Consider the following 26,763-nt stretch of genomic DNA (forward strand, 5'->3'; position numbering starts at 1 on the left):
CTCTTCGGCAGGCAGGCGTCATGCTTCTCCCGTCTGCGCATCCCCGCCGTGACTGACGCTGAAGCCATTTATGCTGGAATATCCGGATATTAACATCAAAAGCACTGATGATAATGGCCAAACGGTGGTCGTCGATGACCGGTTAAACGCTGGGCTGCGACTCGGCGAACAGCTGGCTATCGCCTGTGACCAACGAATGCGCCAGCAGGCGAACTGGCCCCACGCCGTCCCCGGACAGCCTCGCTATTACCCCAGTCGACGCCAACATACCAGCGCTTTCATTCTGTTGCGGGAAACTCTGCGACGCTGATCTCATTGATAAATCTGTCAAATGCTATCGGTAAATGTTTTAGGTGCGTAACTATTAGGTTACGTGTAGGATTCAGCGCCATGTCTGAGCTTATCTCCTACGTCAGAATGATGAGAAAGCCAGCATAATGTGCCAGCCGTCCTCCACACCGGCTGCAAACATGGGCATTGACAGGAAACTGATACATCAATGAATACGAAACACGACACTGCAGCGGAGCACCATGCTGCAAAACGCCACTGGCTCAACTCACACGAAGCGGGTTATCACAAAGCGATGGGCAACCGTCAGGTACAGATGATTGCCATCGGCGGCGCCATCGGTACCGGTTTGTTCCTCGGCGCCGGGGCACGTTTACAAATGGCAGGGCCAGCGCTCGCACTGGTCTATCTGGTCTGCGGCATCTTCTCTTTCTTTATTCTTCGCGCGCTCGGCGAACTGGTTCTCCACCGCCCCTCGAGCGGCAGCTTCGTCTCTTATGCCAGGGAATTCCTCGGCGAAAAAGCCGCCTACGTGGCCGGCTGGATGTACTTCGTTAACTGGGCAATGACCGGGATCGTCGATATCACCGCCGTGGCGCTGTATATGCACTATTGGGGCGCCTTTGGCGATGTGCCGCAGTGGGTCTTCGCCCTTGGCGCGCTCGCCATCGTTGGCACCATGAACATGATCGGCGTGAAGTGGTTCGCCGAGATGGAGTTCTGGTTCGCACTGGTCAAAGTACTGGCGATCGTCGCGTTTCTCGTGGTCGGTACCATTTTCCTCGGCTCCGGTAAGCCGCTGGACGGTAATGCCACAGGCTTCCACCTGATCACCGATAACGGCGGCTTCTTCCCGCACGGCCTCCTGCCGGCGCTGGTGCTGGTGCAGGGCGTGGTCTTCGCCTTCGCCTCCATTGAGCTGGTGGGCACCGCGGCCGGTGAGTGTAAAGATCCGGAGACGATGGTGCCGAAGGCCATCAACAGCGTGATCTGGCGTATCGGCCTGTTCTACGTCGGGTCGGTGGTGCTGCTGGTGCTGCTGCTGCCGTGGAACGCCTACCAGGCGGGACAGAGCCCGTTTGTTACCTTCTTCTCAAAACTGGGCGTGCCGTACATCGGCAGCGTGATGAACATCGTGGTATTAACCGCCGCCCTCTCCAGCCTTAACTCCGGCCTCTACAGCACCGGACGTATTCTGCGCTCCATGTCGATGGGGGGCTCCGCGCCGAAGTTCATGTCGAAGATGAGCCGTCACCACGTCCCTTACGCCGGGATCCTGGCGACGCTGGCGGTGTACGTGGTCGGGGTGTTCCTCAACTATCTGGTGCCGTCGCAGGTGTTTGAGATCGTCCTCAACGTCGCTTCGCTGGGGATCATTGCTTCCTGGGGCTTTATCGTGGTGTGTCAGATGCGTCTGCGCAAAGCGATTAAGGAAGGGAAAGCGGCTCAGGTGAGCTTCAGAATGCCGGGGGCGCCGTTCACCTCGTGGCTGACGCTGCTGTTCCTGTTTAGCGTGCTGGTGCTGATGGCCTTCGATTATCCGAACGGCACCTATACCATTGGCTCCATCCCGTTGCTGGCGGTGCTGTTGGTGGCGGGCTGGTTTGGCGTACGTAAACGCGTGCATGCGATTCACAGCACAGCGCCGACGCTCAAGCAGTAAATGGCAGGACTCCCGGTTTGTCCATCGCGGGCAAACCGGGAGGTCAGGACTTAGTTATCCTCAACCAACTGCGACACGTCGCTGCTGTTAATTTCCCGCTTATTACCAGACTCATCGATATAGCTGGTCATCCCCGTTTCTTTATCCAGCTGCGGCTTGCCGTGAGTCACGATCGTCTGACCGCTTTTGGTGGTCATAACGTAGTTGGACGAACAGCCTGCCAGCAAGGCCAGCATCGCGCCGGCGCAAATCACCATAAATGGCTTTTTCATTTTATCTCCACTGATTACCACTGCCCGCGCGAGGCGGGAAAGGGATAAGTGTATAACCATCTGGTTTATCAGGCCAATACGCGTTTGTAACAGAGGGTGAGATGCCGGGCGCGACCACCGGTGGCAGTGGTCGTCGCGCCCGGGGACCTTACAGCGCGATGCGGATCACATCGTCCGGGGCGGTGGCCTCTTTCTCACGGCTGGAAGCTTGTTTCACGCTGACGTACAGCGTTTTGCCGTCATCAGAGAGCGCCAGGCTGTTGGGATGGGTCGGCGTTTTAAAGGTCTTCACCACCTTATAACTCTTGCCGTCGATAACGCTCACCTCCCCCGCTTTACGATGCGTCACATAGGCTTCGTTGCGGGTGGGGTTGAACAGCACCGCCAGCGATTCCGGCGCGGCGATTTTCTCCAGCACCTTGCCGTCGCGGGTATCGACCACCAGCACTTCCGGCTGCTTGCTGTCGGTAATAAAGGCGCGGTGGCCGGCGGTATCTAGGCTCAGGTTAAGGTAGAAATGCGCTTTGCCGTCATCCAGCAATTTTTTGCGCGACACAATGGTGTTGTTCTCGCTGTTAATGGTCAGCAGTTCGCCGTCGGCGTTGGTGGTATAGAGACGCTTAGCCTGCGGGTCGATCGCCAGGCCCGTCGCCATTGCCCCGGTGCCGGTAATGGTCGTTTTCAGCTTCAGGGTAGCGCCGTCCACCACCCAAATCACGCTCTCTTTGCCCAGACCGGTAATGTAGACGGTGTTGGTTTGCTCATTGACCGCCAGCTCGCGCGGCTGCAGCGGGCGCACGGTTTCACTGCGCTGACGCTCGTCCAGCACCAGTCGCCCCTTCACGGCGCCGGTTTTGGCGTCAATGGCGGTGACGGTGCTGTCAACGGTATTGCCAAACCACAGCGTACCGGTGGCATGGTTGATAGCGGCGCCGAACGGCTTCAGATCGTTGTGAATAATCTGCGTCACGTCGAGGGTGGTGGGGTCAAGACGATACACAATCCCGCCCTTGTCCAGCGAACGACTCTGCGAAGTGGCAACCCACAGCGCGTTCTCCTGCTGGCTGTAGGCCATTTCGTAGGCCCCTTTTCCGACGGCCTTGCGCAGCATCTCTTCCGCGGCGTGGGCGCTAAAGCTGCCAGCCAGCAGCAGAGAAGTGAATAACAGTGAATGGCGCAGACGCGGCGCGGCAAACTGACGTAATGACATGACGACTCCCTTTGATAAACCTATATGTGCTGACCCGACATCGCTTCCGGCGGCAAAGTCATGGCTCTACCTTGTTTTGAATGAGAATAGTAATCATTATTCTTATTAAAGTGGAGCGCTAATTGTTGTTGCCCGGTAAATTCGTCAGCCTGAAGCACTATCCGTTAACTAACAGCAGTTAATAATTTTCAAATATTTTACAAACGGGGTAACATATATACATATGTTCCATTTGGTTCGTCTCCCGAGTACTATCGATGAAAATCCTATCCGTGCGACACGCGGCCCTGCCGGCCCTGCTGCTGCCGCTCATCGCCGCCGCCCAGGCCGCCGATGAACAAACCATGGTGGTGACCGCTGCGCCAACCACCGTTTCTGAACTGGATACCCCCGCCGCCGTCAGCGTGGTCAATGGGGATGAGATGCGCCAGGCCGCGCCGCGCGTCAACCTCTCTGAATCGCTGGGCGCCGTGCCGGGCCTGCAGGTGCAGAACCGGCAAAACTATGCCCAGGATCTGCAGCTGTCGATTCGCGGCTTTGGCTCCCGCTCCACCTACGGCGTGCGCGGGCTGCGCATCTATGTGGACGGCATTCCGGCGACCATGCCCGACGGCCAGGGGCAGACGTCCAATATCGATATCGGCAGCGTCGACACCATTGAGGTGCTGCGCGGCCCCTTCTCTGCCCTCTACGGTAACTCGTCCGGCGGGGTGATCAACGTCACCAGCCAGACCGGCACCCAGCCGCCCACCGTGGAAGCCAGCAGCTACTATGGCAGCTTTGGCACCTGGCACTATGGAATGAAAGCCACCGGCGCCGTTGGCGACGGCAGCCACGCGGGCGATGTGGATTACACGGTGTCGACTAACCGCTTCACCACCCACGGCTATCGCGATCACAGCGGCGCGCGCAAAAATCTGGCCAACGCCCGGCTGGGGGTGCGTATCAACGACGTCAGTAAGCTGACTCTGCTGCTGAATAGCGTCGATATCAAAGCCAATGACGCCGGCGGCTTAACCGCCGATGAATGGCGCGATAACCCGCGCCAGTCGCCGCGCGGCGACCAGTATAATACCCGCAAAAATACCCGGCAGACCCAGGCCGGTCTGCGCTATGAGCGCCAGCTGAGCGCCCAGGACGATCTCAGCGTCATGATGTACGCCGGGGAACGCGAAACCACCCAGTTCCAGTCGATCCCGCGCGCGCCGCAGCTGAAGCCGAGCCACGCCGGCGGGGTGATTGACCTCACCCGCCACTACCAGGGGATCGATACCCGGCTGACCCATCGCGGGGAGCTGCTGGTGCCGGTCACCCTGACCGCCGGTCTTGACTACGAGAACATGAGCGAGCGCCGCAAAGGCTATGAAAACTTTGTGATGGTCAACGGCGCGCCGCAGTATGGCGAACAGGGCGCGCTGCGTCGTAACGAACGCAACCTGATGTGGAACGTCGACCCTTACCTGCAGACCCAGTGGCAGCTCACCGACAAACTTTCGCTCGATGCCGGGGTGCGCTACAGCTCGGTATGGTTCGATTCGAATGACTACTACATCACGCCGGGCAATGGCGATGACAGCGGCGATGCCAGCTATCACAAATGGCTGCCCGCAGGCTCGCTGAAGTATGCCCTGACCGACGCGTGGAACGTCTACCTCTCCGCCGGCCGCGGCTTCGAGACGCCGACCATCAACGAACTGTCATACCGCTCCGATAACCAGAGCGGCCTTAATTTCGGCCTTAAGCCCTCCACCAACGACACGGTGGAGATCGGCAGCAAGACGCGGATCGGCAATGGGCTGCTCACCGCCGCCCTGTTCCAGACTGATACCGATAATGAGATCGTGGTCGACAGCAGCAGCGGCGGGCGCACCAGCTATAAAAACGCCGGCAAGACCCGTCGTCAGGGCATGGAGCTGGGACTGGATCAGCAGTTTGGCGAGAGCTGGCGCCTGAAGGCGGCCTGGACCTGGCTGGACGCGACCTATCGCACCAACGTCTGCGGCGACGCCAGCTGCAACGGTAACCGTATTCCGGGGATCGCGCGCAATATGGGCTACGCCTCCTTCGGCTATCAGCCTGAGCAGGGCTGGTACGCCGGAAGCGATATTCGCTACATGAGCGACATCATGGCGAATGACGAAAACACCGCCAAAGCCCCGTCCTGGACGGTGGTCGGCCTGACGACCGGCTATAAGTGGAGCTATGGCAGGATGGATATGGATCTGTTCGGCCGGGTCGACAACCTGTTCGACCGCGAATACGTCGGGTCCGTCATCGTTAACGAGTCCAACGGACGCTACTACGAGCCCGCGCCCGGACGCAACTACGGTATCGGACTGAACCTCGCCTGGCGCTTCGAGTAACGCTCGACTTCGCCCGCGGATTCGCGGGCGAAGGCGTTATTCTCAGGCGCTGGCGCCCAGGACGCTGATTAAAGCAGGTTTCTCAGGGACAATTCGAAAATGATCTTTTCCGCCTGGCAGGAGAAGGCGATGGACAGATCGAGCTTCACCTCGTCGCCGGCGGCGGCGAGGGTGTAGTCAACCTGCGGCGGTTCACTGGCGGGCGCCGCCGCGGCGGCACGCTCGCGAACGGCGGCTACGGTTGACTCCGCTTCCTCGCGGCTCGGGAATAATTTCTCAGCCCGGTAGACGCAGTCCTCGTTATCAATGATCGTCCCGACATCAATGGCGCAGCCTTTGGTGCTGCATTTATCTACTACATCTTTCATCGTCATAACCTCTTGAGTTTTCTTAAGGATAAGAATCCGCTCGCCGAAAAGCAAACCATTAATATCCGTAAGGATTAGCGATTTTTATTCTATCGCGCCGCGGCGGACGCAAGCTTGCGCCACCGCAAGGCGAGGCCTGATGACGCAGGACCGCCGCGACTAACCGTGCGATTGCCGGTGCAACCGTGCTTGCCATCACACTATTCTGCACACTATCTCGTCTGCTTCGCGCCGCAGCGTTAGTCTGGTCACAGAACAACGCCAACAAGGAGCTGCTATGGCACTGCCGATTATGATTGATTGCGATCCGGGACATGATGACGCGATCGCCCTGGTCCTCGCTCTCGCCTCGCCGGAGCTGGAGGTGAAAGCCGTCACCGCCTCCGCAGGCAACCAGACGCCGGAGAAGACCCTGCGCAACGTGCTGCGTATGCTGACCCTGCTGAACCGAGCGGATATTCCGGTCGCCGGCGGCGCGTGGAAGCCATTGATGCGCGACCTGATCATCGCCGATAACGTGCACGGGGAAAGCGGACTGGATGGCCCGAACCTGCCGGAGCCGGCCTTTGCCCCGCAGAACTGCACCGCCGTCGAGCTGATGGCCAGGGTGCTGCGGGAAAGCCGGGAGCCAGTGACACTGGTGGCCACCGGGCCGCAGACTAACGTGGCGTTGCTGCTCGCCAGCCATCCGGAGCTGCACGTGAAGATCGCCCGCATCGTGATCATGGGGGGCGCCATGGGGCTGGGCAACTGGCAGCCGGCGGCGGAGTTTAATATCTACGTTGATCCGCAGGCTGCGGAGATGGTCTTTCAGTCGGGGATCCCGGTGGTAATGGCGGGCCTGGATGTCACCCACCGGGCGCAGATCCTTCCTGCGGATATTGAGCGATTCCGCAAGATTGGCAATCCGGTATCCACTATCGTCGCCGAACTGCTCGACTTCTTTATGGCCTACCATAAGGATGAAAAGTGGGGCTTCGACGGCGCGCCGCTGCACGACCCTTGCACCATCGCCTGGCTCCTCAAGCCGGAGCTCTTTACCACCATCGAGCGCTGGGTCGGCGTGGAAACGGAAGGAAAATATACCCAGGGGATGACGGTGGTCGATTACTACCATCTGACCGGCAATCCGCCCAATACCACCCTGCTGCTGGATGTGGACCGCGAAGCCTTTGTCGATCTGCTCGCCCAGCGGTTAGCCTTTTACGCCTGATATTCATGCAGCGCCTCTCTTCCCGGCCGGGAGAGAGGCGCATTCAGGCTAAACCCGGCGTATTAGTCGTCCGCCGCCACGCGGATCACCACCTTACCAAAGTTTTCGCCTTTCAACAGGCCGATCAGCGCCTGCGGCGCCTGCTCCAGACCGTCAATCAGCTGTTCGCGATATTTAATTTTCCCCTCCTGCACCCAGCGCCCCATCTGCTGCTGGAATTCCGCGATCCGATGCCCGTAATCCTGGCCGATAATAAAGCCCTGCATCCGGATGCGTTTCTTGAGGATGGTCGCCATCAGCAAAGGCAGACGATCCGGCCCATCCGGCAGACCGGTGGCGTTATAGCCGCTCACCAGCCCGCAGACCGGAACCCGGGCCGAGGTATTCAGCAGCGGCAGCACCGCGTCAAACACCTTGCCGCCGACGTTTTCGTAGTAGACGTCAATGCCCTGCGGGCAGGCCTGGGCCAGCTGTTCGGCAAAGTCCGCTGCGCGATGGTCAAGGCAGACATCAAAGCCTAAGGTGTCAACCGCATAGCGACACTTCTCCGCGCCGCCGGCGATGCCGACGGTACGGCAGCCCTTAATGTTGCCGATCTGTCCGACCGTGGCGCCCACCGGCCCGGTGGCCGCAGCGACCACCAGCGTGTCACCCGCCTTCGGCTGGCCAATGTCCAGCAACCCCATGTAGGCGGTGAAGCCCGGCATCCCCAGAACCCCCAGCGACCAGGACGGGTGCTGCGGGTTGTCCCCCAGCTTCACCAGTCCGCTGCCGTCGGAAAGCTCATAATCCTGCCAGCCGCTGTAGCCCAGCACCCAGTCGCCTGGTTGAAAATCATCATGCTGCGAGGTCACGACGCGACTCACGGTCCCGCCCACCATCACCGCGCCGATGGCCACCGGCGGTGAATAGGACGGCGCGTCGCTCATCCGCCCGCGCATATAGGGATCCAGCGATAAATAAACGGTACGCAGCAGAACCTGGCCCGGCCCTGGCGTCGGTACCTCGCTCTCTTCCAGGCGGAAATGCTCTGCCGTCGGTTCACCATGGGGACGGGAAGCCAGTACCCAGCGGCGATGGCGTTGCGTTTGTTCTGTCATAGCAAACTCCTCTTGTTAGCAGACTGTACTGAGGCTAGCTGCTTTATGCGCAATGCGCTTTAACATTAAGAGCCGGATGGCGATTGATTAAGGCGCACCACCAGATAGACGCAGGTCTCTGCGGACTCATTGATAAAGCGGCAGTCGTTCGGCGGGCCGAGCTCCAGACAGTCCCCTGTCTGCATCTCGTGGCGGGTATTCCCTTCCATGAACACCAGTTCGCCCTGCTGCAGCCAGATCAGCTGGCGGGCCAGCACGTAGGACGAGGCCGGCATCGGCACATCGCTGCCGGGCGGCAGCTCGATCTGCACCATGTCAATGGGCAGATCGCTGCGCGGCGAGACGTGGCGACGGAGATAGTGGCTTTGCGGGTCGTGCCACACCGGCTGGCTGGCAAAGCGCAGCAGCTTGCCCTCCTGCATTTCCGCCCGGGCGATCAGGGTCGACATACTGATGCCGAAGGCGCCGGAAAGGCGGCCCAGCATTGAGGCCGTCGGGCTGCTTTCACCGCGCTCGATCTTATGGATCATCGCCCGCGAGGCGCCGGCCCGTTCGGCGAGGTCGTTCAGCGACCAGCCGCGGGATTCGCGCTCGATGCGGATGCGCGCGCTGATGCGCTGATTGAGGTTGTCTTCTATAGTATTCATAACGTAACACTATAGTGTGCGCGCACGCATTACACAATCGCCCGTTGGGCCGCGCCCCCCCCCCTGGCCCATCAGCAATATTTCGCTGAAAACGGATGACAGCGTGGCGTACATTATTGTAATAATAACGTACTACTATAGTGTACGAGAACTGAGGTTTGCTATGTCCATCCGCCCTGCCATTAAAGACGATTGCGCGGCGATCGCCGAGATCTATAACCACGCCGTCGTGCATACCGCCGCTATCTGGAATGATAAAACCGTGGATACCGACAACCGCATCGCGTGGTTTGAAGCCCGCCAGCTGGCCGGCTTTCCGGTGCTGGTGAGCGAGGAAAACGGCGTCATCACCGGCTATTCCTCCTTTGGCGACTGGCGCGCGTTTGACGGCTTTCGCCACACCGTGGAGCATTCGGTGTACGTTCACCCCGACCATCAGGGGAAAGGCCTGGGCCGCAAACTGCTGGTTGCGCTGATCGCCGAAGCGCGGCGGCTGAATAAACATGTGATGGTCGCCGGGATCGAGTCGCAGAACCACGCCTCGCTGCACCTGCATGAAACGCTGGGCTTTATCACCACCGGGCAGATGCCGCAGGTGGGAACCAAATTTGGCCGCTGGCTGGATCTCACCTTTATGCAGCTGCAGCTGGATGCGCGCCAGGAACCGGACGGTAAGGCATGAATGCGTCGCTCACCCTCGCCTGTCTGGTGGCCGCCGGCGTAGGCCTGGTACTACAGAACACCCTGATGGTGCGCATCACCCAGTCAGCGTCGACGATCCTCATCGCCATGCTGCTCAATTCGCTGGTGGGTATCGTTATTTTCGTGACCCTGTTACTCCTGCGCCAGGGCGCCGCTGGCTTTCAGGAGCTGGCCCTGAGCGTGAAGTGGTGGACGCTGATCCCCGGCCTGCTGGGGTCCTTTTTCGTTTTTGCCAGCATCAGCGGCTATCAAAACGTCGGCGCGGCCACCACCATTGCGGTACTGGTGGCCAGCCAGCTGGTCGGCGGGTTGATCATGGATTTAATTCGCGCCCACGGCGTACCGCTGCGGGCGCTGCTCGGGCCATTATGCGGCGCAGTGATGCTGGTGGTGGGCGCCTGGCTGGTGGCCAGACGCCAGTTCTGAGCGCCTCTTCAGAGGATCGCGCCGCCTTTGGTCAACTGCTCGCGGCGCGCGTCCTGCTCTTCCTGATGCTGTCGGCCATGGTGGGCGATAGCGGTGCGCAGGCGCTGCTGCTGGGTATAGCGCTCCTCACGACTGAGTTGCGCGTCATCGCTCAGGGCGATCAGCAGCTCATTCATATGAGTGATAACCCCCTCGGCAATAGTGTCATCGACTTTGACGATAACCTCATCCAGATGTGCCATCCTGTTCTCCTTTCGCTTAATTCAGCTTCGCTTTGGAAAAATCGCTGCCCATCATGCTCACGCGGTAGCCGCTGACGTTACTGCGGGTGGCATAGAAGGTCTTGCCGGTCGCCAGGGTGATCCACGGCGCCTGCTGGTAGAAGATCTCTTGCGCCTGTTCATAGAGCGTGGCGCGCGCCTGCGGATCGCTCACCAGCAGCGCTTTCTTCACCAGCGCGTCATACGACTTATCGCACCAGCGGGCGGCGTTAGAGCCGGTCTGGATATTATCACAGCTGAGCAGCGTGCCGGCAAAGTTGTCCGGGTCGCCATTGTCCGACATCCAGCCGTACAGCGCGCTATCGTGTTCACCTTTACGCATGCCGGCGAGGTATTCGCCCCACTCATAGCTGACGATCTTCGCTTTCACCCCGACTTTCGCCCAGTCATTTTGGATCATTTCAGCAATGCGTTTTGAGTTCGGGTTGTACGGACGTTGAACCGGCATCGACCACAGGGTCACTTCCGCCCCTTGCTCCAGACCCGCCTGCTTGAGCAGCGCTTTCGCTTTCTGCGGATCGTAGTCGTAGTCCGGGAGGTCTTTTTTATACCCGAGCATGGTGGACGGGATCGGTGACTTCGCCACCGTACCGGAATCGAGGAACACCGCCTTAACGATTGCCTGCTTGTCGGTGGCATAGTTTAACGCCTGGCGCACCAGCACATTATCAAACGGTTTTTTCTCCGTGTTAAACGCCAGGTAGCCGACGTTCAGCGCCTCGACGGCGTGCAGCGCCAGATCTTTATTGCCCTTAATTACCGGGAACTGAACCGGCGAAGGCGCAGGAATAATCTGGCACTCGTTAGTCTGCAGTTTCGCCAGGCGTGTCTCGACGTTTGGCGTGATGGAAAAGATTAAGTGCTTAGTCGGCACCTCGCCTTCCCAGTAGTGGGGATTGGCGATATAGCGGATTTGCGAATCCACTTTATACTGCTGCAGGGCATAGGGTCCGGTACCGACAGGCCAGTTATCAACGTTTTCCGGCGTCCCTTTCTTCAGCATCGCCTCGCCATACTCCGCCGACAGAATAGAGGCGAAGTCCATTCCCCAGTCGGCAAGAAACGCCGCGTTCGGCTCGTTAAGTACGAACTGGACGTGATAGTCATCGACCTTTTTCACCGACTTAATCAGCTTATCGAGGCCCACGTCGTGGAAGTACTCATAGTTCCCCTGCGACACCTTGTGATAAGGATGCTGAGGATCCATCTGGCGCAGCACGGAAAACAGGACGTCGTCGGCGTTAAAATCGCGGGTCGGTTTGAAGAATTTATTGCTGTTGAACTTCACCCCCTGACGCAGCGTGAAGGTCCAGGTCTTGCCATCCTCAGAGACGTGCCACTCGGTGGCCAGCGACGGGATCGGCGTGTTCTTCACCGGGTCAAAAGTGACCAGGCGGTTATACAGCACCTGCGAGCTGGCGACGAACGACGGGCCGGAGCTGGCGATCTGCGGGTTGAAAGACTCCGGGGAGGCCTCTGAGCAATAGACCAGCGTATCATTGCCCGCGGCCCATGCGGCGCTGACCGGCAACAGCGCGCTCAGCAGCAGCGCCAGCGTGGTTTTCCCTGTAGACATGGTTATAAGTCCTGATTATTGATTATAAGAACAGTAATAACAGCACAGCCCCTCGCCACCGGCAAATAATCAATGGCTATCACCTTATGCCAATCGCGCTGAATTTGCTGGTTTAATCGGCGTCGCGCTGCTTTTTGCGTCAGGCACGATTGGGATGTTGTGAGCTACGCACAATTCCGGCAAAAAAATGTGCGATAACCGCCCCGCTCACGCTCGCCATCAGCGGCGACCGGTACACTGGAGGGACCGCAGAACAAGAGGTTACTACCCCCATGACAATCACCTGCAATCTGTACATTGATGGCCAGTGGCATGATGCCGAAGACCGTCGGACCTTCACCCGGCGCCACCCGGCCCAAGACGATGTCGCTTCGGTTGCCGCTGCCGCCAGTCTCGCCGACGGCAAACGCTGCGTCGAGGCCGCGGCCAGCGCCTTCCCACAGTGGCGCGATACGCTCCCGGCGGAACGGCGTCGCTTACTGCTCGACGCGGCGGAACATATGCTGTTGCGGGAGGCTAAATTTATCGCCGCCATGGCGGCGGAAACCGGCGCGACCGCGCACTGGGCCGGATTTAACGTCCATCTGGCGGCTGAAATCCTGCGCGAAGCGGCGGCGCTGACCACCCAGATTGAAGGACAGATCATTCCATCCAACGTGCCGGGCAATCTGGCGATGGGCGTCCGCCAGGGGGCTGGCGTGGTGCTGGGCATGGCGCCGTGGAACGCGCCGCTGATCCTTGCCACCCGGGCGCTGGCGACGCCGCTGGCCTGCGGCAACACGGTGATCCTCAAGGGCGCTGAGCTCTCCCCGGCGACACAAGGATTGATTATCGACGCCCTCGACGCGGCGGGCTTCCCGCCGGGTGTGGTGAACTATCTTACCTGCGCGCCGCAAGACGCGCCGGCGCTGGTGGAGTCGCTGATCGCCCATCCGGCGGTGCGGCGCGTCAACTTTACCGGCTCCACGCCGGTGGGGCGGATTATCGCCCGCACCTGCGGGCAGTATCTGAAACCAGCGGTGCTGGAGCTCGGTGGCAAAGCGCCGCTGCTGGTCCTCGACGATGCCGATATCGAACAGGCGGCGGCGGGCGCCATTTTTGGCGCCTTCGCCAACGCCGGACAGATCTGCATGTCCACCGAGCGCATTATTGTCGACAACGCCGTGGCGGAGCGCTTTATCCCTCTGCTGGCGAGGCGCGCCGCCTCTCTCCCCGCCAGCCTGACCGGCCCGGTGGTCGACATGAATACCGTCACCCGCTGCAACGCGTTAATCGACGATGCCTTAGCCAAGGGCGCCCGCCTGCTGACCGGCGGTAAAGCCAGCGATACCCACATGGCGCCGACCTTACTGGACGGCGTCACCCGCGAGATGCGGCTGTGGAACGAAGAGTCCTTCGGCCCGGTAAAAGCGATTATTCGGGTTAATAATGACGAAGAGGCGCTGGCGGTAGCCAACGACAGCGAATATGGCCTTTCCGCGGCGGTCTACAGCCGCGACAGCGCCAGAGCGTGGAACCTGGCGCAACGTCTGCAAACCGGCATTTGCCATATCAATGGTCCAACCGTTCATGATGAAGCGCAGATGCCGTTTGGCGGCTGCAAAGCCTCCGGCTATGGCCGGTTCGGCGGCCGGGCCGGAATTGCAGAATTCACTGAGCTGCGCTGGATAACGCTCCAGACCCAGCCCCGCGAACTGCCTTTCTGACGCCGTCTCCCCTCAGCCGTGGCTGGCGATGAGTTGCGCCAGCCCTTCCGGGTTTTCCCACGCCATCGAGTGCCCCGCGTGGGGCACAATCCCGACCGGGATCCCGTGCGCCTCTGCCCGTTCGATATCCGCATAAGGGAGCGACTGCTCGCCGACGATCAGCATCTTCTGACAGCGCAGCTGGCAGAGCTGGGTAAACCAGGGCGTGTCGCTGCCGTTTATCAGGCTGCTGGCGGCTCGCCAGACGGCCCAGGGGGCGCTGTTTTGCAAACAGCCGGCCCACGGCGAGCGCTCTTCCGCCAGCATCCTGGCGTAACCTTCAGCGATAAAGGCCCCCTCTGCCTGCGCCGCAATGCGTCTGCTGTACCCACCGCCTCCGGCGAACAGGTTGGGTTCAGACACCAGCAGCGTCGTCACTCGCTCCGCCAGCAGCCCTGCCGCTTCGATGGCGATGCTTCCACCCATGCTATGCCCATACAGCGCGAAGCGCTGCAGGCGCAGGTGGTTGAGGACCTGCTCCACAGCTTGCGCTTGCTTATGTATGTTGTAACTAAAGTCGTGCGGTTTATCGCTGTAGCCGAAGCCCGGGAGGTCGATAAGTATTTTGCGCCGCCCGTTGAGCGCGGGGTCGCTGGCGACGCGGGGGTAGTCGTAAGAGGACGCGCAGCCGAGGCCGTGGATAAACACCAGCGGAAGCCCCTCTCCCGGGAGATCGAGCCAGCGCAATGTGGCGCCTGCGACGGACGAAAAGAAACCGTTCACCTGTTTGCCTCCATGATAAGGTTACTGTGTTTTTATACAGTAACCTTACCTTTGCCGCCACCCTTTTCTGTCGTCCGCCGCCGGAAGGTTAAAACAGCGAGACGAGCAGCGCCATGGGGAAGCTGAACGGCCAGGTGGCACCGATCAACAGGGCCGCCAGCAGGCGGATCACCCAACTCTCTTTGGTTAAAAACCAGCTAATTACGGCACAGATCACGCCCATAATGGCGTAAAACACCAACATTTTTTGATATAACGTCATTCTTAGTTTTCCTTCCCTGAGGAGCGTTCCATGGTGGGATAATTATCTGCCATGACGTCGTGATTCAGAGATACCTGTATAACAAATTCAGAATCGGGCTCAATATTCAGAACAAAGCCTGATTCGTCTTAATCCGATAGCGCAACCGCGCCCGCCGTACTATACCTTTAGGGACTTACTCATTAAGGTGGCGTTATGGATGTCTCCAGCAAGACCGTCGTTATGATTAATGTCTGCGCCGCGTTCGCGCTTATCAGCCTGCTGTCGGTGAGATTTGGCTGGTTTTAATCATTTTACTCAGCAACGAAACCTAAAAAAGCAGCCCACTGGGCTGCTTTTTTACGTGCGGAGGCTGGCGCCATTATCAGAGTCATAAACGCTACGGGCTGAATGGCCTGCGATAATAACCTTGTTCAGCTCAGGGTTATAATGAGGCAGAACATTTACTTTCTCATTATCCCATTCGGCAGCGGCGCAGACGGCCTGCCCCACTCCCGCGTTCTCACAGTCCTTAATACGTTTTGCCGGCGCGTTACCATAGCTCAGCGCCACGGTGCCGATTGCCAGCAGAATAAAAGCCAAAATTTTCACAGCGACATCAACGTTAAAACCGAATATGCATGAAATGATCGCATGAGCGGCGGCGGAAAGTCAAACCCGGGAGCGTGCGCCACCGCGCTGGCGCGTATGGTGGATTGATTCGTCGGTGATTAAATATTGCGAATAAATATCACCCGCTGACTGCAAATATAAAAGCCTTATTTATAGTCGTGAAATAGTTTCTGTTCAGCGCAATCTGATTCATCTGATAAAGATAATATTTCGCCAATCGCAAATGAAAAGATTAGCGCGCCTTGACCGAAAATGCGATATACCACACTGGCGCTGGATCTGAATAAGATAACAGGCGACTACAAGCTATTGTAACCAAACCTTTTCCTGTCTGGCCTCGCTGGCCAGGGCCCAAAATAGCGCTAAATGACAACAAATATCATTTGCCTTCTCTGCAGAGAATACTTACATTCATAACTATTGGTAATGTTTTTAGCGCAGTGCGCTTTTATATTTCGAGGTGGATATGTCCGGAATCATCACGCTGGTCATCGCGCTGATCCTGCTGGTCGCGGCGGTGTATAATCTTATTTCCTATATACGTGACCGTCGCAGCGCCAGCTTGCCGAGCAAAAAAACCAAACGCTGAACACGGTTAAAACAAATTCCTCCCTGCTCCAGCGTCGCTGGCATCCTCCTCTTCCTGGCTTACTGTGGACATAAAAAAGCCCCTGCCATCAGGCAGGGGCCGGTATCCGGTCGCAAACCGCGACGTTGCCGCCTCACCCGCCGGGCGCGATGCGCCCAGGGTGGCTGGCGAACCCCATCCGGCGCTTATCTCCGGCACTCACGATGGCTTAGCTCTTGAAGGGGTATCAGAATAATCTCACATCCCCCGCCGCGAGTTTTAACCATTTTTGCCATCGTGACTATTAGCGCACTAATACACCCATTGCGTAATAATCTTTTACCGCTTAAGGGTCAATCCGTTAGCCATGTTTAACCATCACATGGCGAACCACGGTGTAATCCTCAAGGCCATACATCGACATGTCTTTCCCGTAGCCCGACAGCTTCTGGCCGCCATGCGGCATTTCACTCACCAGCATAAAGTGGGTGTTGACCCAGGTGCAGCCGTACTGCAGCCTGGCGCTGAGCCGGTGGGCGCGGCCAACATCTTTCGTCCACACCGAAGAGGCCAGCCCATACTGGGAGTCATTTGCCCAGCTCAGGGCCTGCGCTTCATCGCTGAAAGGCGTCACGCTGACCACCGGGCCAAACACTTCGCGCTGCACGATAGCGTCCTCCTGCCGGGCTCCGGCGAGCAGCGTCGGCTGGAAATAATAGCCGGCGCCGTCAGCCCGATTGCCACCGGTAACCACTTTAATATGCGGTAGCGCCTTTGCGGCTTCCACCGCGGCGCTGACCCGCTCAAGATGGGCCAGCGAGCTCAGCGGCCCCAGCTCGGTGGCGGCATCCTCCGGCGCCCCCATTTTCAGGCTGGCCACCGCCGCCCCGAGCTTCTCCACCAGCTGCTCATAAATACCCTGCTGGGCGTAGATCCGGCAGGCGGCCGTACAGTCCTGGCCGGCGTTGTAAAACCCGAAGGTCCGAACGCCGTCCACTACCGCGTCGATATCCGCGTCGTCAAAGACGATGACCGGCGCCTTACCGCCCAGCTCCATATGGGTACGTTTAATCGACGAGGCGGTATGGCCGATGATATGGGCGCCGGTGGCAATCGACCCGGTCAGAGAAACCATCCGCACTTTCGCGTGGGCGGTCAGCGGATCGCCCACCGTTTTGCCGCGGCCGAACAGTACGTTGATCACCCCTTCCGGGAAAATATCTTTTGCCAGCTCTGCCAGCTTCAGCGCCGTCAGCGGCGTGATCTCGGAGGGTTTTATCACCACACAGTTGCCTGCCGCCAGCGCCGGGGCCAGCTTCCAGGCCGCCATCATCAGGGGATAGTTCCAGGGCGCGATGGAGGCTACCACGCCCACCGGGTCGCGACGGATCATCGAGGTATGCCCTTCCAGATACTCTCCGGCCGCCATCCCCGGCAGGCAACGGGCGGCGCCGGCGAAGAAGCGGAAAACGTCCGCAATGGCCGGCATCTCATCGTTAAGCACGCAGTGCAGCGGCTTGCCGCAGTTCAGCGACTCCAGCTGCGCCAGGGGCTCCGCCTGCGCCGCGATGGCATCCGCCAGCTTCAGCAGACATTCCGCGCGCGTTTTCGGCGTCGTCTGGCTCCAGGCATCAAACGCCCGATCCGCCGCCTCAACGGCGGCATCCACCTGGGCCGCTGTCGCTTCGGCAATCTCCAGGATCACTTCGCCGGTCGCAGGGTTGTATACCGGCACCTTTTCGCCTTCACCTGCCACTAACTTACCGTTTATTAAGAGGTTGTGTTGCATAGCATTATCCTGTTTCATGGTTTTATTTCCCGTTTCCGGCGACGTTATCGCCGTCGCGGGTGAGCCACCAGGCCCCTAAGATTGGTATCGTTGTTACCAGCATCACCAACAGCGCGACAACGTTGGTGACGGGCACATCTCGCGGCCGCCCCAGCTGATTCAGTAACCACAGCGGCAAGGTTCGCTCATGCCCCGCGGTAAAAGTCGTGACGATGATTTCATCAAATGACAGGGCGAATGCCAGCATCCCGCCCGCCAGCAGCGCCGAACCCAGATTGGGTAGCACCACGTAGCGAAAGGTCTGCCAGCCAGTCGCCCCCAAATCCATCGAGGCCTCCACCAGGCTCCAGGAGGTCCTGCGGAAGCGAGCGATGACGTTGTTAAACACCACCACCACGCAGAAGGTCGCGTGCCCCACCACGATGGTCAGCAGACCAGGCTCCAGGCCGACCGCTTTAAAGGCTGTCAGGAGCGCCAGGCCGGTTATAATCCCCGGCAGGGCGATGGGCAGCAGCAGCAGTAGCGACACCGCGTTCTTACCAAAAAAGGTGCTCCGCCACAGGGCGCCTGCAGCAAGCGTGCCAAGCACTAAGGCAATGGCCGTCGACAGGGCGGCGATCTTAAGTGACAACGTCACTGCTTCCAGAATATCGCTGCGCCCTGCCGCCTCACTGAACCAGCGCAGCGTCAGCCCCTGCGGCGGAAAGCTGAAGGCAGCATCTTCGGTATTAAAAGCATAGATGGCGATGATCAGCAGCGGAAAGTGGAGGAACACTACCCCGCCCCATGTCGCCAGTTTCAGGTACCAGGGTGCGCGTTCAGAGTGCATCGAAGGCTCCCAGACGTTTCACGAACGCCAGATAAAGGGCAATCAGCACGATCGGCACGAGGGTAAACGCCGCCGCCATCGGCATATTGCCGATCGCCCCCTGCTGCGAGTAGACCATATTGCCGATAAAGTACCCCGGCGGGCCGACCAGTTGCGGCACGATAAAATCGCCCAGCGTCAGCGAAAAGGTGAAGATCGACCCGGCGGCAATTCCGGGAATAGCCAGCGGCAGGACCACGTAGCGAAAGGTCTGCCGTGGGGCAGCGCCAAGATCGGCCGAGGCCTGCAGCAGAGAGCCCGGAATACGCTCCAGCGCCGCCTGCACCGGCAGGATCATAAAAGGCAGCCAGATGTAGACGAAGACCAGAAAGCGTCCGAGGCCGGAAGTGGATAAGGTGTTGCCGCCCACCGCCGGGACGGTCAACAGAGCGTTCAGCGCCCCTTCCAGCCCGAGATGGCCGAGGAACCACTGCGCTACGCCATCTTTGGCCAGCAGCAGCACCCACGCGTAGGCCTTGACGATATAGCTGGCCCACATCGGCAGCATGACCGCGATATAAAAGAAGGCCTTCATTTTGCCGCTGGTGTAGCGCGCCATATACCAGGCCATCGGCAGCGCCAGCAGGGCGCTGGCCAAGGTCACGCACAGCGCCATCACCAGGGTGCGGACGATAATGTCGTAGTTTGCGGGGTTGAACAATGCCTGCAGGTTGGCCAGCGTAAAGTCGCTGGTCACCGACATGGTGAAGTCGTCAAAAGTGTAGATACTCTGCCACAGCAGGGTCAGCAGCGAGCCCAGATAGACGATGCCAAACCACATCAACGGCCCAAGCAGCAGCAAAAACAGGCCCAGCGCCGGCCGGCGCCAGAAGATCCCCGATACGCGTCCGGCCTGCGCAGGAACAATCGCCATGGTCATCTCAGCCTCCGCTTTCCAGCGGGGTCATCGCCGCACGCGACCATGACGCCTGCACCGTTTGCCCGGTTCGAGGAACGCTCGCCGCCGCCGCGCCGTCGATATTGGCCTGGCTGACCAGCAGCTTGTCGCCATCCGCCAGCCGGAGCTCGATCCGCGTCGCCGCCCCCTGATACTGTACCGCCTGAACCACGCCCTGCACCTGCACCTCCCCGCCGCCCTGCAGGCGAACATGCTCCGGGCGCAGCGACCAGCAGCCCGCCAGGCCGCATAACCGCCGGGCCGCCTCGGCCTCAAAGACGTTGGCGGTGCCGACGAAACCGGCGACAAAGGCGGTCTTCGGATGCAGATAAAGATCCTGCGGGGCGTCCACCTGCTCAATGCGCCCGTTGTTAAACACCGCCACGCGATCGGACATCGACAGCGCTTCGCTCTGGTCGTGGGTAACGAAGATGAAAGTGATCCCCAGCGACTGCTGTAGCTTTTTCAGCTCCACCTGCATCTGCTCGCGCAGCTTTAAATCCAGAGCGCCCAGCGGCTCGTCGAGCAGCAGCACCCGCGGCTGGTTCACCAGCGCCCGGGCGATGGCGACCCGCTGCCGCTGACCGCCGGAGAGCTGGGAGGGCTTGCGATGGTGCGCAAAACCGAGGGCCACCTTTTCCAGCGCTTCCTGGGCGCGGGCATGGCGCGCTTTCTTCGCCACGCCTTTGACCATCAGGCCGTAAGCAACATTGTCGAGGATCGACATATGGGGAAACAGCGCATAGTCCTGGAACACGGTATTGACGTCCCGCTGCCAGGGCGGCAGCTCGCTGGCCGGCTGACCGAAGATCCGGATGGTGCCGCCGGAGAGCTGCTCAAAACCAGCAATCAGCCGCAGGCAGGTGGTTTTCCCCGAGCCCGAAGGACCCAGCATCGAGAAAAACTCGCCGTCACGGATGCCAATGCTGACCCCGTCCACCGCCCGCACATCGCCATACAGGCGCGATACATTCTGAAACTCGACCGCGTACGTCATTGTTTGCCTCCGATCCTTAGCGGCCGCCCATTATCGCAATGTAGTCCTGCGTCCAGCGGCTGTAGGGAACGTATTTCCCCCCCTCGGCAATCGGCGTTTTCCAGAAGTGGATGCGGGTAAACTGGTCATAGCCGTTGGTCTCACAGCCTTTCTCTCCGAGCAGCGCGCTGGCTTTACAGCCCTCAGGCACCACCGGCAACGAGCCGAACCAGGCCGCCACATCGCCCTGCACCTTCGGCGTGAGCGACCAGTTCATCCATTTATAGGCGCAGACCGGGTGCTTCGCCTCGCTGTGCAGCATGGTGGTATCCGCCCAGCCGGTCACCCCCTCCTTCGGAAATACGGTGGCGACAGGCTGGCCTTCCGCCTTCAGGCCGTTGGCCTGATAGGGCCACGAGCTGGAGGCGGCCACCCCTTCGTTTTTGAAGTCGTTCATCTGCACGGTGGCGTCATGCCAGTAGCGGTGAATCAGCGGTTGCTGGTCACGCAGCACTTTCAGCACCGCGTTGTACTGGGTTTCGGTCAGCTGATAGGGGTCGTCGATCCCGAGCTGTGGTTGGGTGGCTTTGACAAACAGCGCGGCGTCGGCGATATAGATCGGGCCATCATAGGCCTGCACTCGCCCCTGATTGGTTTTGCCATCCGGAAGATCCTGCTTCACGAAGACCACGCTCCAGCTGTCCGGCGGCGTCGGGAATACGCGGGTGTTGTACATCAGCAGGTTCGGTCCCCACTGATACGGCGTGCCGTAGACTTTGCCCCCGACGTTAAACCATGCCCCTTGCGCAATGCGCGGGTCAAGAGTGCGCCACCCGGCAATCAGCGCTGTGTTAATCGGCTGAACGCGTTTACCCATGATCAGACGCAGCGAAGCATCGCCCGAGGCGGTCACCAGATCGTAGCCCCCCTTAGCCATCAGGCTGACCATTTCGTCGGAGGTGGCGGCGGTTTTCACATTGACCTGACAGCCGGTCTCCTTTTCAAACTGGCTGACCCAGTCGTACTGCTTGTCGGTCTGACCGCGTTCGATATACCCCGGCCAGGCGATAATATCCAGGCGCCCTTCCGGTTTATCCAGCGAGGTGAATGGCTCAGCCGCCTGGACGGTCAGGCAGGCCATCCCCAGCACATAAAGGCTGCAACGGGCCAATTTTTTGCTCATCAGGTGTTACTCCTGTCACAAGGGAATTAGCGGCAGCCGTGCCGTAAAAATATCTCCTGAAATAAGGGTAGTCAGCGGATTAACGCCCTCGGGGGAATTTATTCAGGTTGTGACCCGGGACGCATTACGCAAAAATCGCCAACACAAGACTGACTTTATGGATTATAGACAACGAGTTAGAGAAAAAGGAGGGGTATGCGTATTTCCTATGGTGAGCGCCGGTAAAATAATGGCCGGCCTCGATAAAAATAACTCTTCGTTTATTTATAGCGATTGGTTATCGCGGCGAATAATAGCCAAAGCGATCAGGAAAGCTGCTCACGAATTAGCTCGCCCAGGCGCTTCACCCCCTGCTCTTCGCGTTCTCCCCAGCCCCAGGCGGTATTAAAGCGGAAAAACGAGGTCCAGCTGGCGGAGGTGGAGAACATTTTTCCCGGGGCGATGCTGATGTGCGACGCCAGCGCCCTGGCGCTCAGCACGCTGGCGTCGGCCCCTTCCGGTAGTTCGATCCACAGAAAATAGCCGCTGTCGCTGTGATGGATAGTGACTTCCGGCGGCAGATGGCGCAGCAGCGCCTGCCAGGCCTGCTGTTTACGTTCCGCCAGCTGGCGACGGAGACGGCGCAGATGGGCGTCATAGCGTTTGGTCGACAGGTAATCCACCAGGGCTAACTGCATCGGCGAGCTGGTGGAGAGCGTACTCATCAGCTGCAGCTGCTGGATCCGCCGCGCCTGTTTCCCGGCCGCCACCCAGCCGATGCGAAAGCCGGGCACCAGACATTTTGAAAACGAACTGCAGTGCAGCGTCATATCCTGTTGATCCCAGAACTTCGCCGGCAACGGCTTCTCGCGGCCAAAGTAGAGCTCGCTGTAAACATCATCTTCAATCAGCATCACGTCATAGCGCGCCAGCAGCGCCACCAGCGCTGCTTTTTTTTCGGCGCTGAGGGTGAAGCCGAGCGGGTTCTGGCCGTTGGTCATCAGCCAGCAGGCCTTGACCGGATAGTTTTGCAGGGCCGCCTCCAGCGCCGTCAGGTCAATGCCCTCTTTGACGTCGGTGGCCACCGACAGCGCCTTCAGACGCAGCCTCTCCAGCGCCTGCAGGGCTCCGTAGAAACAGGGATTTTCCACCACCACCCAGTCGCCGGGCTCGGTCACCGCCTGCAGGCTGAGGTTTAGCGCCTCCAGCGCTCCGGCGGTAATGACGATCTCGTCGGGCGAGACGTTCATCCCCTGCAGGGCATAGCGCCGGGCAATGGCGTGCCGTAGCTCCGCGTTGCCCGGCGGCAGGTTCTCAATCACGCTCATGGCGGTGGCGGTTTTACTCACCTGAGCCAGCGAACGGTTAAGCTGCTGGAGTGGAAAGAGACGCGGGTCCGGGAAGGCCGAGGCAAAGGGCAGCATTGACGCCTGGCGGCTGGCCTGGAGCACCTCAAAGATGTAGGTATTGATATCGACCGCTTCATCGCGGGTCACCTGAGCAGGCGGCGCCGGCTGACGAAGCTTCACCGGCTGGGGGGCGACGTAATATCCCGACTGCGGTCGGGCGACGATGCGCCCCTGGCTTTCCAGTAGCTGATAGGCATGGCTGACGGTCATAAAGCTCATGCCGCTGCTGATCACCTGCTCGCGCAGCGAGGGGAGCCGATCGCCCGGCAACCAGACGCCCAGCGCGATCTGGTCGGTCAACTGCTGCGCCAGCTGTTGATACTTTTTCATTGTCACCCTTTCCTTGCTGCAACCTCCCTTTATCATATATCAGTTGTTATAAATTAACACTTTTAAGTAACTGTTATGTAAAACAGCGCAACCCGGTCACACAGAACGCCCGCAGGAAAGGTTCACGAGAAAATTGTCCAAAAAAACGATATGATGCATAACCAAAAAATGAACATGATACCGATGGTAATACATAAGCTATGTAATCCTTTTTCTGACATGACCATTCCCTTTTATTGATATCCTGAGAATAAAATACAAAGCACGGCTAAATACGAAAATTTAAAATTATTTAATTCATAATTAACTGACTCATCCTTTTTACTGATTCTCATACTAGCAAACGTGTGCAGACGTTAAATTCATTAATAAAGAACAGATAATAAAATGCTATATCTGTCGTAATCAGAGGATATTGCTCACAAAAATTAAACGACCGCGCTTTCCCGGGCAGCTATAGGTCTAAGCTGATCCGTAAGACTACGATAATACAGTGAAATAGATTATTAATATTTTCCTGGCCAACAATCTGGCTTTGCTTTCAGCGTTAAAAATGACGCTGTTCACCCGGGGGATCTCCATGTTGGCGGTCCCCGGAGACCGGCAAAAAGATCATAACAGCCGCTAACTGTTATGCTAAAAAATGGCCCTACTGCCTCTGCCCCCTTGCCGCCACCCTGCCTAAAATTGCGCTGAATCAATTTTGTTGTGGAGTCCTGCATGTTCGGTCTTGATGCATTCCATCTGGCGCGAATTCAATTCGCCTTTACGGTCTCGTTTCATATTATCTTTCCCGCTATCACCATTGGCCTGGCGAGCTACCTGGCGGTTCTCGAAGGCCTGTGGCTGAAAAGCAAAAATCCCACCTGGCGCTCGCTGTACCATTTCTGGTCAAAGATCTTCGCCGTCAACTTCGGTATGGGAGTGGTATCCGGGCTGGTGATGGCCTATCAGTTCGGCACTAACTGGAGCGGTTTCTCGCAGTTCGCGGGCAGCATCACCGGCCCCCTGCTGACCTATGAAGTCCTGACGGCGTTCTTTCTGGAAGCCGGTTTTCTCGGGGTCATGCTCTTCGGCTGGAACCGGGTGGGGCCGGGGCTGCACTTTTTCGCCACCTGCATGGTAGCCCTGGGGACCATCATCTCAACCTTCTGGATCCTCGCCTCCAACAGCTGGATGCAGACTCCGCAGGGATTTGAAATCGTCGATGGCCAGGTGGTGCCCGTCGACTGGCTGGCGGTGATTTTTAACCCGTCGTTCCCCTACCGCTTACTGCACATGACGGTGGCGGCATTTCTCAGCAGCGCGCTGTTCGTCGGCGCCTCGGCGGCCTGGCATCTGCTGCGCGGCAATCAGTCGCCAGCGATCCGCAAGATGTTCTCCATGGCGCTATGGATGACGCTGCTGGTCGCGCCGGTCCAGGCGCTGATCGGCGATATGCATGGCCTGAACACCCTGAAACACCAGCCGGCAAAAATCGCCGCCATTGAGGGCCACTGGGAAAACCCGCCCGGCGAGCCTACGCCATTATTGCTGTTTGGCTGGCCAGATATGGAGCAGGAGCGCACCCGCTACGGGCTTGAGATCCCGGCGCTGGGCAGTCTGATCCTCACCCATAGCCTGGATAAACAGGTGCCGGCGCTGAAGGAGTTCGCCCCAGAGGATCGCCCAAACTCCACCGTGGTGTTCTGGTCATTTCGCCTGATGGCCGGTCTGGGTATGCTGATGCTGCTGCTCGGGGTGCTGGCCCTGTGGCTGCGCCGTGGCGACCGGCTGTACCACTCGCGGCCGTTTCTGCGCTTCGCCCTGTGGATGGGCCCCTCAGGACTGATTGCCATTCTCGCCGGCTGGGTGACCACCGAAGTGGGCCGCCAGCCATGGGTAGTGTATAGCGTTCAGCGCACCGCCGAGGCCGTTTCCGCCCACGGCGATCTGCATATGTCGGTCAGTTTGTTGACCTTTATTGTGGTTTATAGCGCCGTCTTCGGCGTTGGCTACAGCTATATGCTGCGCCTGATCCGCAAGGGGCCGCAGGCGGTGCAACCCGCGACAACCGGTACGCCAGCCCGCCCGCTGTCCGCCGCTACTGAAGGTTATCTGCAGAAGGAGTCCCGCTAATGGGTATCGAATTATCGGTGATCTGGTTCGTGATTATCGTCTTTGCCACTCTGATGTACATCGTCATGGACGGCTTTGATCTGGGCATTGGCATACTGTTCGGCACGGTCCAGGGCAGCACAGAGCGCGACGTGATGGTGAACAGCGTCGCCCCGGTTTGGGATGGCAATGAGACCTGGCTGGTGCTGGGCGGCGCCGGTCTGTTTGGCGCCTTTCCTCTTGCCTACGCGGTGATTATCGACGCCCTGTCGATCCCCCTGACCCTGATGCTGATCGGCCTGATCTTTCGCGGCGTGGCCTTTGAATTTCGCTTCCAGGCCACGCCGTCGCACCGGCCGTTCTGGGATCGCGCCTTTTTCGGCGGTTCCCTGCTGGCAACCTTCAGCCAGGGCGTGGTGGTCGGAGCGGTGATTAATGGTTTTACCGTCAGCGGTCGCGCCTTCAGCGGCGGCATGTTTGACTGGCTGACCCCGTTCAACCTCTTTTGCGGACTCGGGCTGTGCGTGGCTTATGCGCTCCTCGGCGCCACCTGGCTGGTAATGAAGAGCGAAGGCGCGCTGCAGCAGCGGATGCGCAGGGCGTCGCGGCAGATGCTGGTCGCGCTGCTGGGGGTATTTGCCGTCATCAGCCTGTGGACGCCGCTGGCGCACCCGGCGATCGCCGCCCGCTGGTTCAGCCTGCCGAATCTCTATTTCCTGCTGCCGGTGCCGCTGCTGGTGCTCCTGATTAGCGCCTGGCTATGGCGCACGCTACCTCTGCATGACCGCCATGTCTCGCCTTTCACCCTAACGCTGGGCCTGGTGTTTCTCGGCTTTAGCGGCCTGGGGATCAGCATCTGGCCGCATATTATTCCGCCATCGATTACCTTGTGGCAGGCCGCCGCCCCGCCGCAAAGCCAGGGCTTTATGCTGGTGGGCGCGCTGCTGATTATTCCGGTTATTCTTGGCTATACCTGCTGGAGCTATTACGTGTTCCGCGGCAAAGTCCAGCCCGGGGAGGGTTATCATTGATGAAAACCGTCTGGTCCAAACGTCTGCTGTGGCTGATCGCGCTGTGGGGAGGCAGCGTGCTGACGCTGGCCGCCATCAGCCTGCTATTTCGCCTGCTGATGGCCGCCGCAGGTCTTAAAGTTTGAACCGGGATGCAGAGTATTCCGGATCTGGACTTCTCCATCTTGTCTTCACTTTTACC

At 59.2% G+C, this 26,763-nt stretch carries 27 protein-coding genes and 1 pseudogene; 12 read left to right on the forward strand and 16 right to left on the reverse strand.

What is annotated here, in order from left to right:
- Positions 1 to 58: 58 nt before the first annotated feature.
- Positions 59 to 310: pseudogene (locus MKS11_RS05835) on the forward strand (hypothetical protein); the annotation flags it as partial.
- 189 nt (positions 311 to 499) lie between these two features.
- On the forward strand, positions 500 to 1,954 hold the full coding sequence (ansP, locus tag MKS11_RS05840) for an L-asparagine permease (protein ID WP_032456141.1): 1,455 nt from the start codon (positions 500 to 502) through the stop codon (positions 1,952 to 1,954).
- Between the two features lie 50 nt (positions 1,955 to 2,004).
- On the opposite strand, the gene MKS11_RS05845 is transcribed toward ansP, so the two are convergent.
- The gene (locus MKS11_RS05845; protein ID WP_002906779.1) at positions 2,005 to 2,226 is read right to left on the reverse strand and encodes a YgdI/YgdR family lipoprotein; all 222 of its coding nucleotides are present in this window, start codon (positions 2,224 to 2,226) and stop codon (positions 2,005 to 2,007) included.
- A gap of 148 nt (positions 2,227 to 2,374) precedes the next feature.
- A complete protein-coding gene (locus MKS11_RS05850; protein ID WP_087771029.1) occupies positions 2,375 to 3,436 on the reverse strand; it encodes a YncE family protein in 1,062 nt (353 codons plus the stop codon).
- A gap of 257 nt (positions 3,437 to 3,693) precedes the next feature.
- On the opposite strand from MKS11_RS05850, the gene pqqU reads away from it, so the two are divergent.
- Positions 3,694 to 5,799, forward strand: a complete 2,106-nt coding sequence (gene pqqU, locus MKS11_RS05855; protein ID WP_017900492.1) for a TonB-dependent receptor PqqU — start codon at positions 3,694 to 3,696, stop codon at positions 5,797 to 5,799.
- A 68-nt stretch (positions 5,800 to 5,867) separates the two neighbouring features.
- Here the strand turns inward: pqqU and MKS11_RS05860 are convergent, their stop codons facing one another.
- Positions 5,868 to 6,167 (reverse strand): DUF406 domain-containing protein, encoded by a 300-nt coding sequence (locus MKS11_RS05860; protein WP_020481014.1) that lies wholly within the window; start codon positions 6,165 to 6,167, stop codon positions 5,868 to 5,870.
- Positions 6,168 to 6,444: 277 nt separating this feature from the next.
- On the opposite strand from MKS11_RS05860, the gene rihA reads away from it, so the two are divergent.
- Positions 6,445 to 7,380, forward strand: coding sequence for a pyrimidine-specific ribonucleoside hydrolase RihA (gene rihA, locus MKS11_RS05865; protein ID WP_004202753.1), 936 nt, complete (start codon positions 6,445 to 6,447; stop codon positions 7,378 to 7,380).
- A gap of 62 nt (positions 7,381 to 7,442) precedes the next feature.
- Here the strand turns inward: rihA and MKS11_RS05870 are convergent, their stop codons facing one another.
- Both MKS11_RS05870 and MKS11_RS05875 read right to left on the reverse strand, forming a co-directional pair.
- Positions 7,443 to 8,480, reverse strand: a complete 1,038-nt coding sequence (locus tag MKS11_RS05870) for an NADP-dependent oxidoreductase (RefSeq protein ID WP_087771030.1) — start codon at positions 8,478 to 8,480, stop codon at positions 7,443 to 7,445.
- A gap of 65 nt (positions 8,481 to 8,545) precedes the next feature.
- Positions 8,546 to 9,127, reverse strand: a complete 582-nt coding sequence (locus tag MKS11_RS05875) for an XRE family transcriptional regulator (RefSeq protein WP_087771031.1) — start codon at positions 9,125 to 9,127, stop codon at positions 8,546 to 8,548.
- Positions 9,128 to 9,290: 163 nt separating this feature from the next.
- Here MKS11_RS05875 and MKS11_RS05880 point away from each other — a divergent pair, with 163 nt between their 5' ends.
- Together MKS11_RS05880 and MKS11_RS05885 are read left to right on the forward strand one after the other, a co-directional pair.
- Positions 9,291 to 9,809 (forward strand): GNAT family N-acetyltransferase, encoded by a 519-nt coding sequence (locus MKS11_RS05880; protein ID WP_004202758.1) that lies wholly within the window; start codon positions 9,291 to 9,293, stop codon positions 9,807 to 9,809.
- Positions 9,806 to 10,255 (forward strand): DMT family transporter, encoded by a 450-nt coding sequence (locus tag MKS11_RS05885; RefSeq protein ID WP_023318399.1) that lies wholly within the window; start codon positions 9,806 to 9,808, stop codon positions 10,253 to 10,255. Before MKS11_RS05880 ends, MKS11_RS05885 begins: the two co-directional genes overlap by 4 nt.
- A gap of 8 nt (positions 10,256 to 10,263) precedes the next feature.
- Here the strand turns inward: MKS11_RS05885 and MKS11_RS05890 are convergent, their stop codons facing one another.
- A complete protein-coding gene (locus MKS11_RS05890) occupies positions 10,264 to 10,497 on the reverse strand; it encodes a YdcY family protein (RefSeq protein ID WP_048294945.1) in 234 nt (77 codons plus the stop codon).
- Between the two features lie 16 nt (positions 10,498 to 10,513).
- Entirely contained in the window at positions 10,514 to 12,112 is a 1,599-nt protein-coding gene (locus MKS11_RS05895; RefSeq protein ID WP_004202766.1) for an ABC transporter substrate-binding protein, read from the reverse strand.
- 272 nt (positions 12,113 to 12,384) lie between these two features.
- Here MKS11_RS05895 and MKS11_RS05900 point away from each other — a divergent pair, with 272 nt between their 5' ends.
- Positions 12,385 to 13,818 (forward strand): aldehyde dehydrogenase, encoded by a 1,434-nt coding sequence (locus MKS11_RS05900; protein ID WP_064794634.1) that lies wholly within the window; start codon positions 12,385 to 12,387, stop codon positions 13,816 to 13,818.
- A 12-nt stretch (positions 13,819 to 13,830) separates the two neighbouring features.
- On the opposite strand, the gene MKS11_RS05905 is transcribed toward MKS11_RS05900, so the two are convergent.
- On the reverse strand, positions 13,831 to 14,580 hold the full coding sequence (locus MKS11_RS05905) for an alpha/beta fold hydrolase (RefSeq protein WP_284109442.1): 750 nt from the start codon (positions 14,578 to 14,580) through the stop codon (positions 13,831 to 13,833).
- A gap of 88 nt (positions 14,581 to 14,668) precedes the next feature.
- Positions 14,669 to 14,842 (reverse strand): GhoT/OrtT family toxin, encoded by a 174-nt coding sequence (locus MKS11_RS05910; protein WP_004202771.1) that lies wholly within the window; start codon positions 14,840 to 14,842, stop codon positions 14,669 to 14,671.
- A gap of 195 nt (positions 14,843 to 15,037) precedes the next feature.
- On the opposite strand from MKS11_RS05910, the gene yncL reads away from it, so the two are divergent.
- A complete protein-coding gene (yncL, locus tag MKS11_RS05915; protein WP_002906891.1) occupies positions 15,038 to 15,130 on the forward strand; it encodes a stress response membrane protein YncL in 93 nt (30 codons plus the stop codon).
- A gap of 51 nt (positions 15,131 to 15,181) precedes the next feature.
- On the opposite strand, the gene MKS11_RS05920 is transcribed toward yncL, so the two are convergent.
- Positions 15,182 to 15,433, reverse strand: a complete 252-nt coding sequence (locus tag MKS11_RS05920) for a hypothetical protein (RefSeq protein ID WP_087771032.1) — start codon at positions 15,431 to 15,433, stop codon at positions 15,182 to 15,184.
- A gap of 487 nt (positions 15,434 to 15,920) precedes the next feature.
- Between MKS11_RS05920 and MKS11_RS05925 the strand changes: the two genes are divergently transcribed.
- Entirely contained in the window at positions 15,921 to 16,043 is a 123-nt protein-coding gene (locus MKS11_RS05925) for a small membrane protein (RefSeq protein WP_004175940.1), read from the forward strand.
- Between the two features lie 340 nt (positions 16,044 to 16,383).
- On the opposite strand, the gene patD is transcribed toward MKS11_RS05925, so the two are convergent.
- The 6 genes from patD to MKS11_RS05955 all read right to left on the reverse strand — a co-directional run bounded on the left by patD (position 16,384) and on the right by MKS11_RS05955 (position 23,454).
- Positions 16,384 to 17,811 carry an aminobutyraldehyde dehydrogenase gene (gene patD, locus MKS11_RS05930; protein ID WP_043520012.1) on the reverse strand — a complete coding sequence of 476 codons (1,428 nt, stop codon included), beginning with the start codon at positions 17,809 to 17,811 and terminating at the stop codon, positions 16,384 to 16,386.
- Positions 17,812 to 17,833: 22 nt separating this feature from the next.
- Positions 17,834 to 18,640, reverse strand: coding sequence for an ABC transporter permease (locus MKS11_RS05935; protein WP_017900483.1), 807 nt, complete (start codon positions 18,638 to 18,640; stop codon positions 17,834 to 17,836).
- A complete protein-coding gene (locus tag MKS11_RS05940; protein WP_004202776.1) occupies positions 18,630 to 19,559 on the reverse strand; it encodes an ABC transporter permease in 930 nt (309 codons plus the stop codon). Before MKS11_RS05940 ends, MKS11_RS05935 begins: the two co-directional genes overlap by 11 nt.
- Before the next feature lies 1 nt (position 19,560).
- On the reverse strand, positions 19,561 to 20,574 hold the full coding sequence (locus tag MKS11_RS05945; protein WP_004202778.1) for an ABC transporter ATP-binding protein: 1,014 nt from the start codon (positions 20,572 to 20,574) through the stop codon (positions 19,561 to 19,563).
- A gap of 16 nt (positions 20,575 to 20,590) precedes the next feature.
- Positions 20,591 to 21,736 carry a putative ABC transporter substrate-binding protein YdcS gene (gene ydcS / locus MKS11_RS05950; RefSeq protein WP_087771033.1) on the reverse strand — a complete coding sequence of 382 codons (1,146 nt, stop codon included), beginning with the start codon at positions 21,734 to 21,736 and terminating at the stop codon, positions 20,591 to 20,593.
- 305 nt (positions 21,737 to 22,041) lie between these two features.
- Positions 22,042 to 23,454, reverse strand: a complete 1,413-nt coding sequence (locus MKS11_RS05955) for a PLP-dependent aminotransferase family protein (RefSeq protein ID WP_049003827.1) — start codon at positions 23,452 to 23,454, stop codon at positions 22,042 to 22,044.
- 720 nt (positions 23,455 to 24,174) lie between these two features.
- Between MKS11_RS05955 and MKS11_RS05960 the strand changes: the two genes are divergently transcribed.
- The 3 genes from MKS11_RS05960 to MKS11_RS05970 are packed head-to-tail and all read left to right on the forward strand — an operon-like array spanning position 24,175 to position 26,707.
- Complete coding sequence (locus MKS11_RS05960) at positions 24,175 to 25,572, forward strand: cytochrome ubiquinol oxidase subunit I (RefSeq protein WP_087771034.1); 1,398 nt, start codon at positions 24,175 to 24,177, stop codon at positions 25,570 to 25,572.
- Entirely contained in the window at positions 25,572 to 26,582 is a 1,011-nt protein-coding gene (cydB, locus tag MKS11_RS05965) for a cytochrome d ubiquinol oxidase subunit II (protein WP_032456154.1), read from the forward strand. Before MKS11_RS05960 ends, cydB begins: the two co-directional genes overlap by 1 nt.
- On the forward strand, positions 26,582 to 26,707 hold the full coding sequence (locus MKS11_RS05970; protein WP_087771035.1) for a DUF2474 domain-containing protein: 126 nt from the start codon (positions 26,582 to 26,584) through the stop codon (positions 26,705 to 26,707). The genes cydB and MKS11_RS05970 overlap by 1 nt, the downstream gene beginning before the upstream one ends.
- Positions 26,708 to 26,763 lie beyond the last annotated feature (56 nt).

Source organism: Klebsiella sp. K5-45 (assembly GCF_030128605.1).
GTDB lineage: Bacteria > Pseudomonadota > Gammaproteobacteria > Enterobacterales > Enterobacteriaceae > Klebsiella > Klebsiella quasipneumoniae.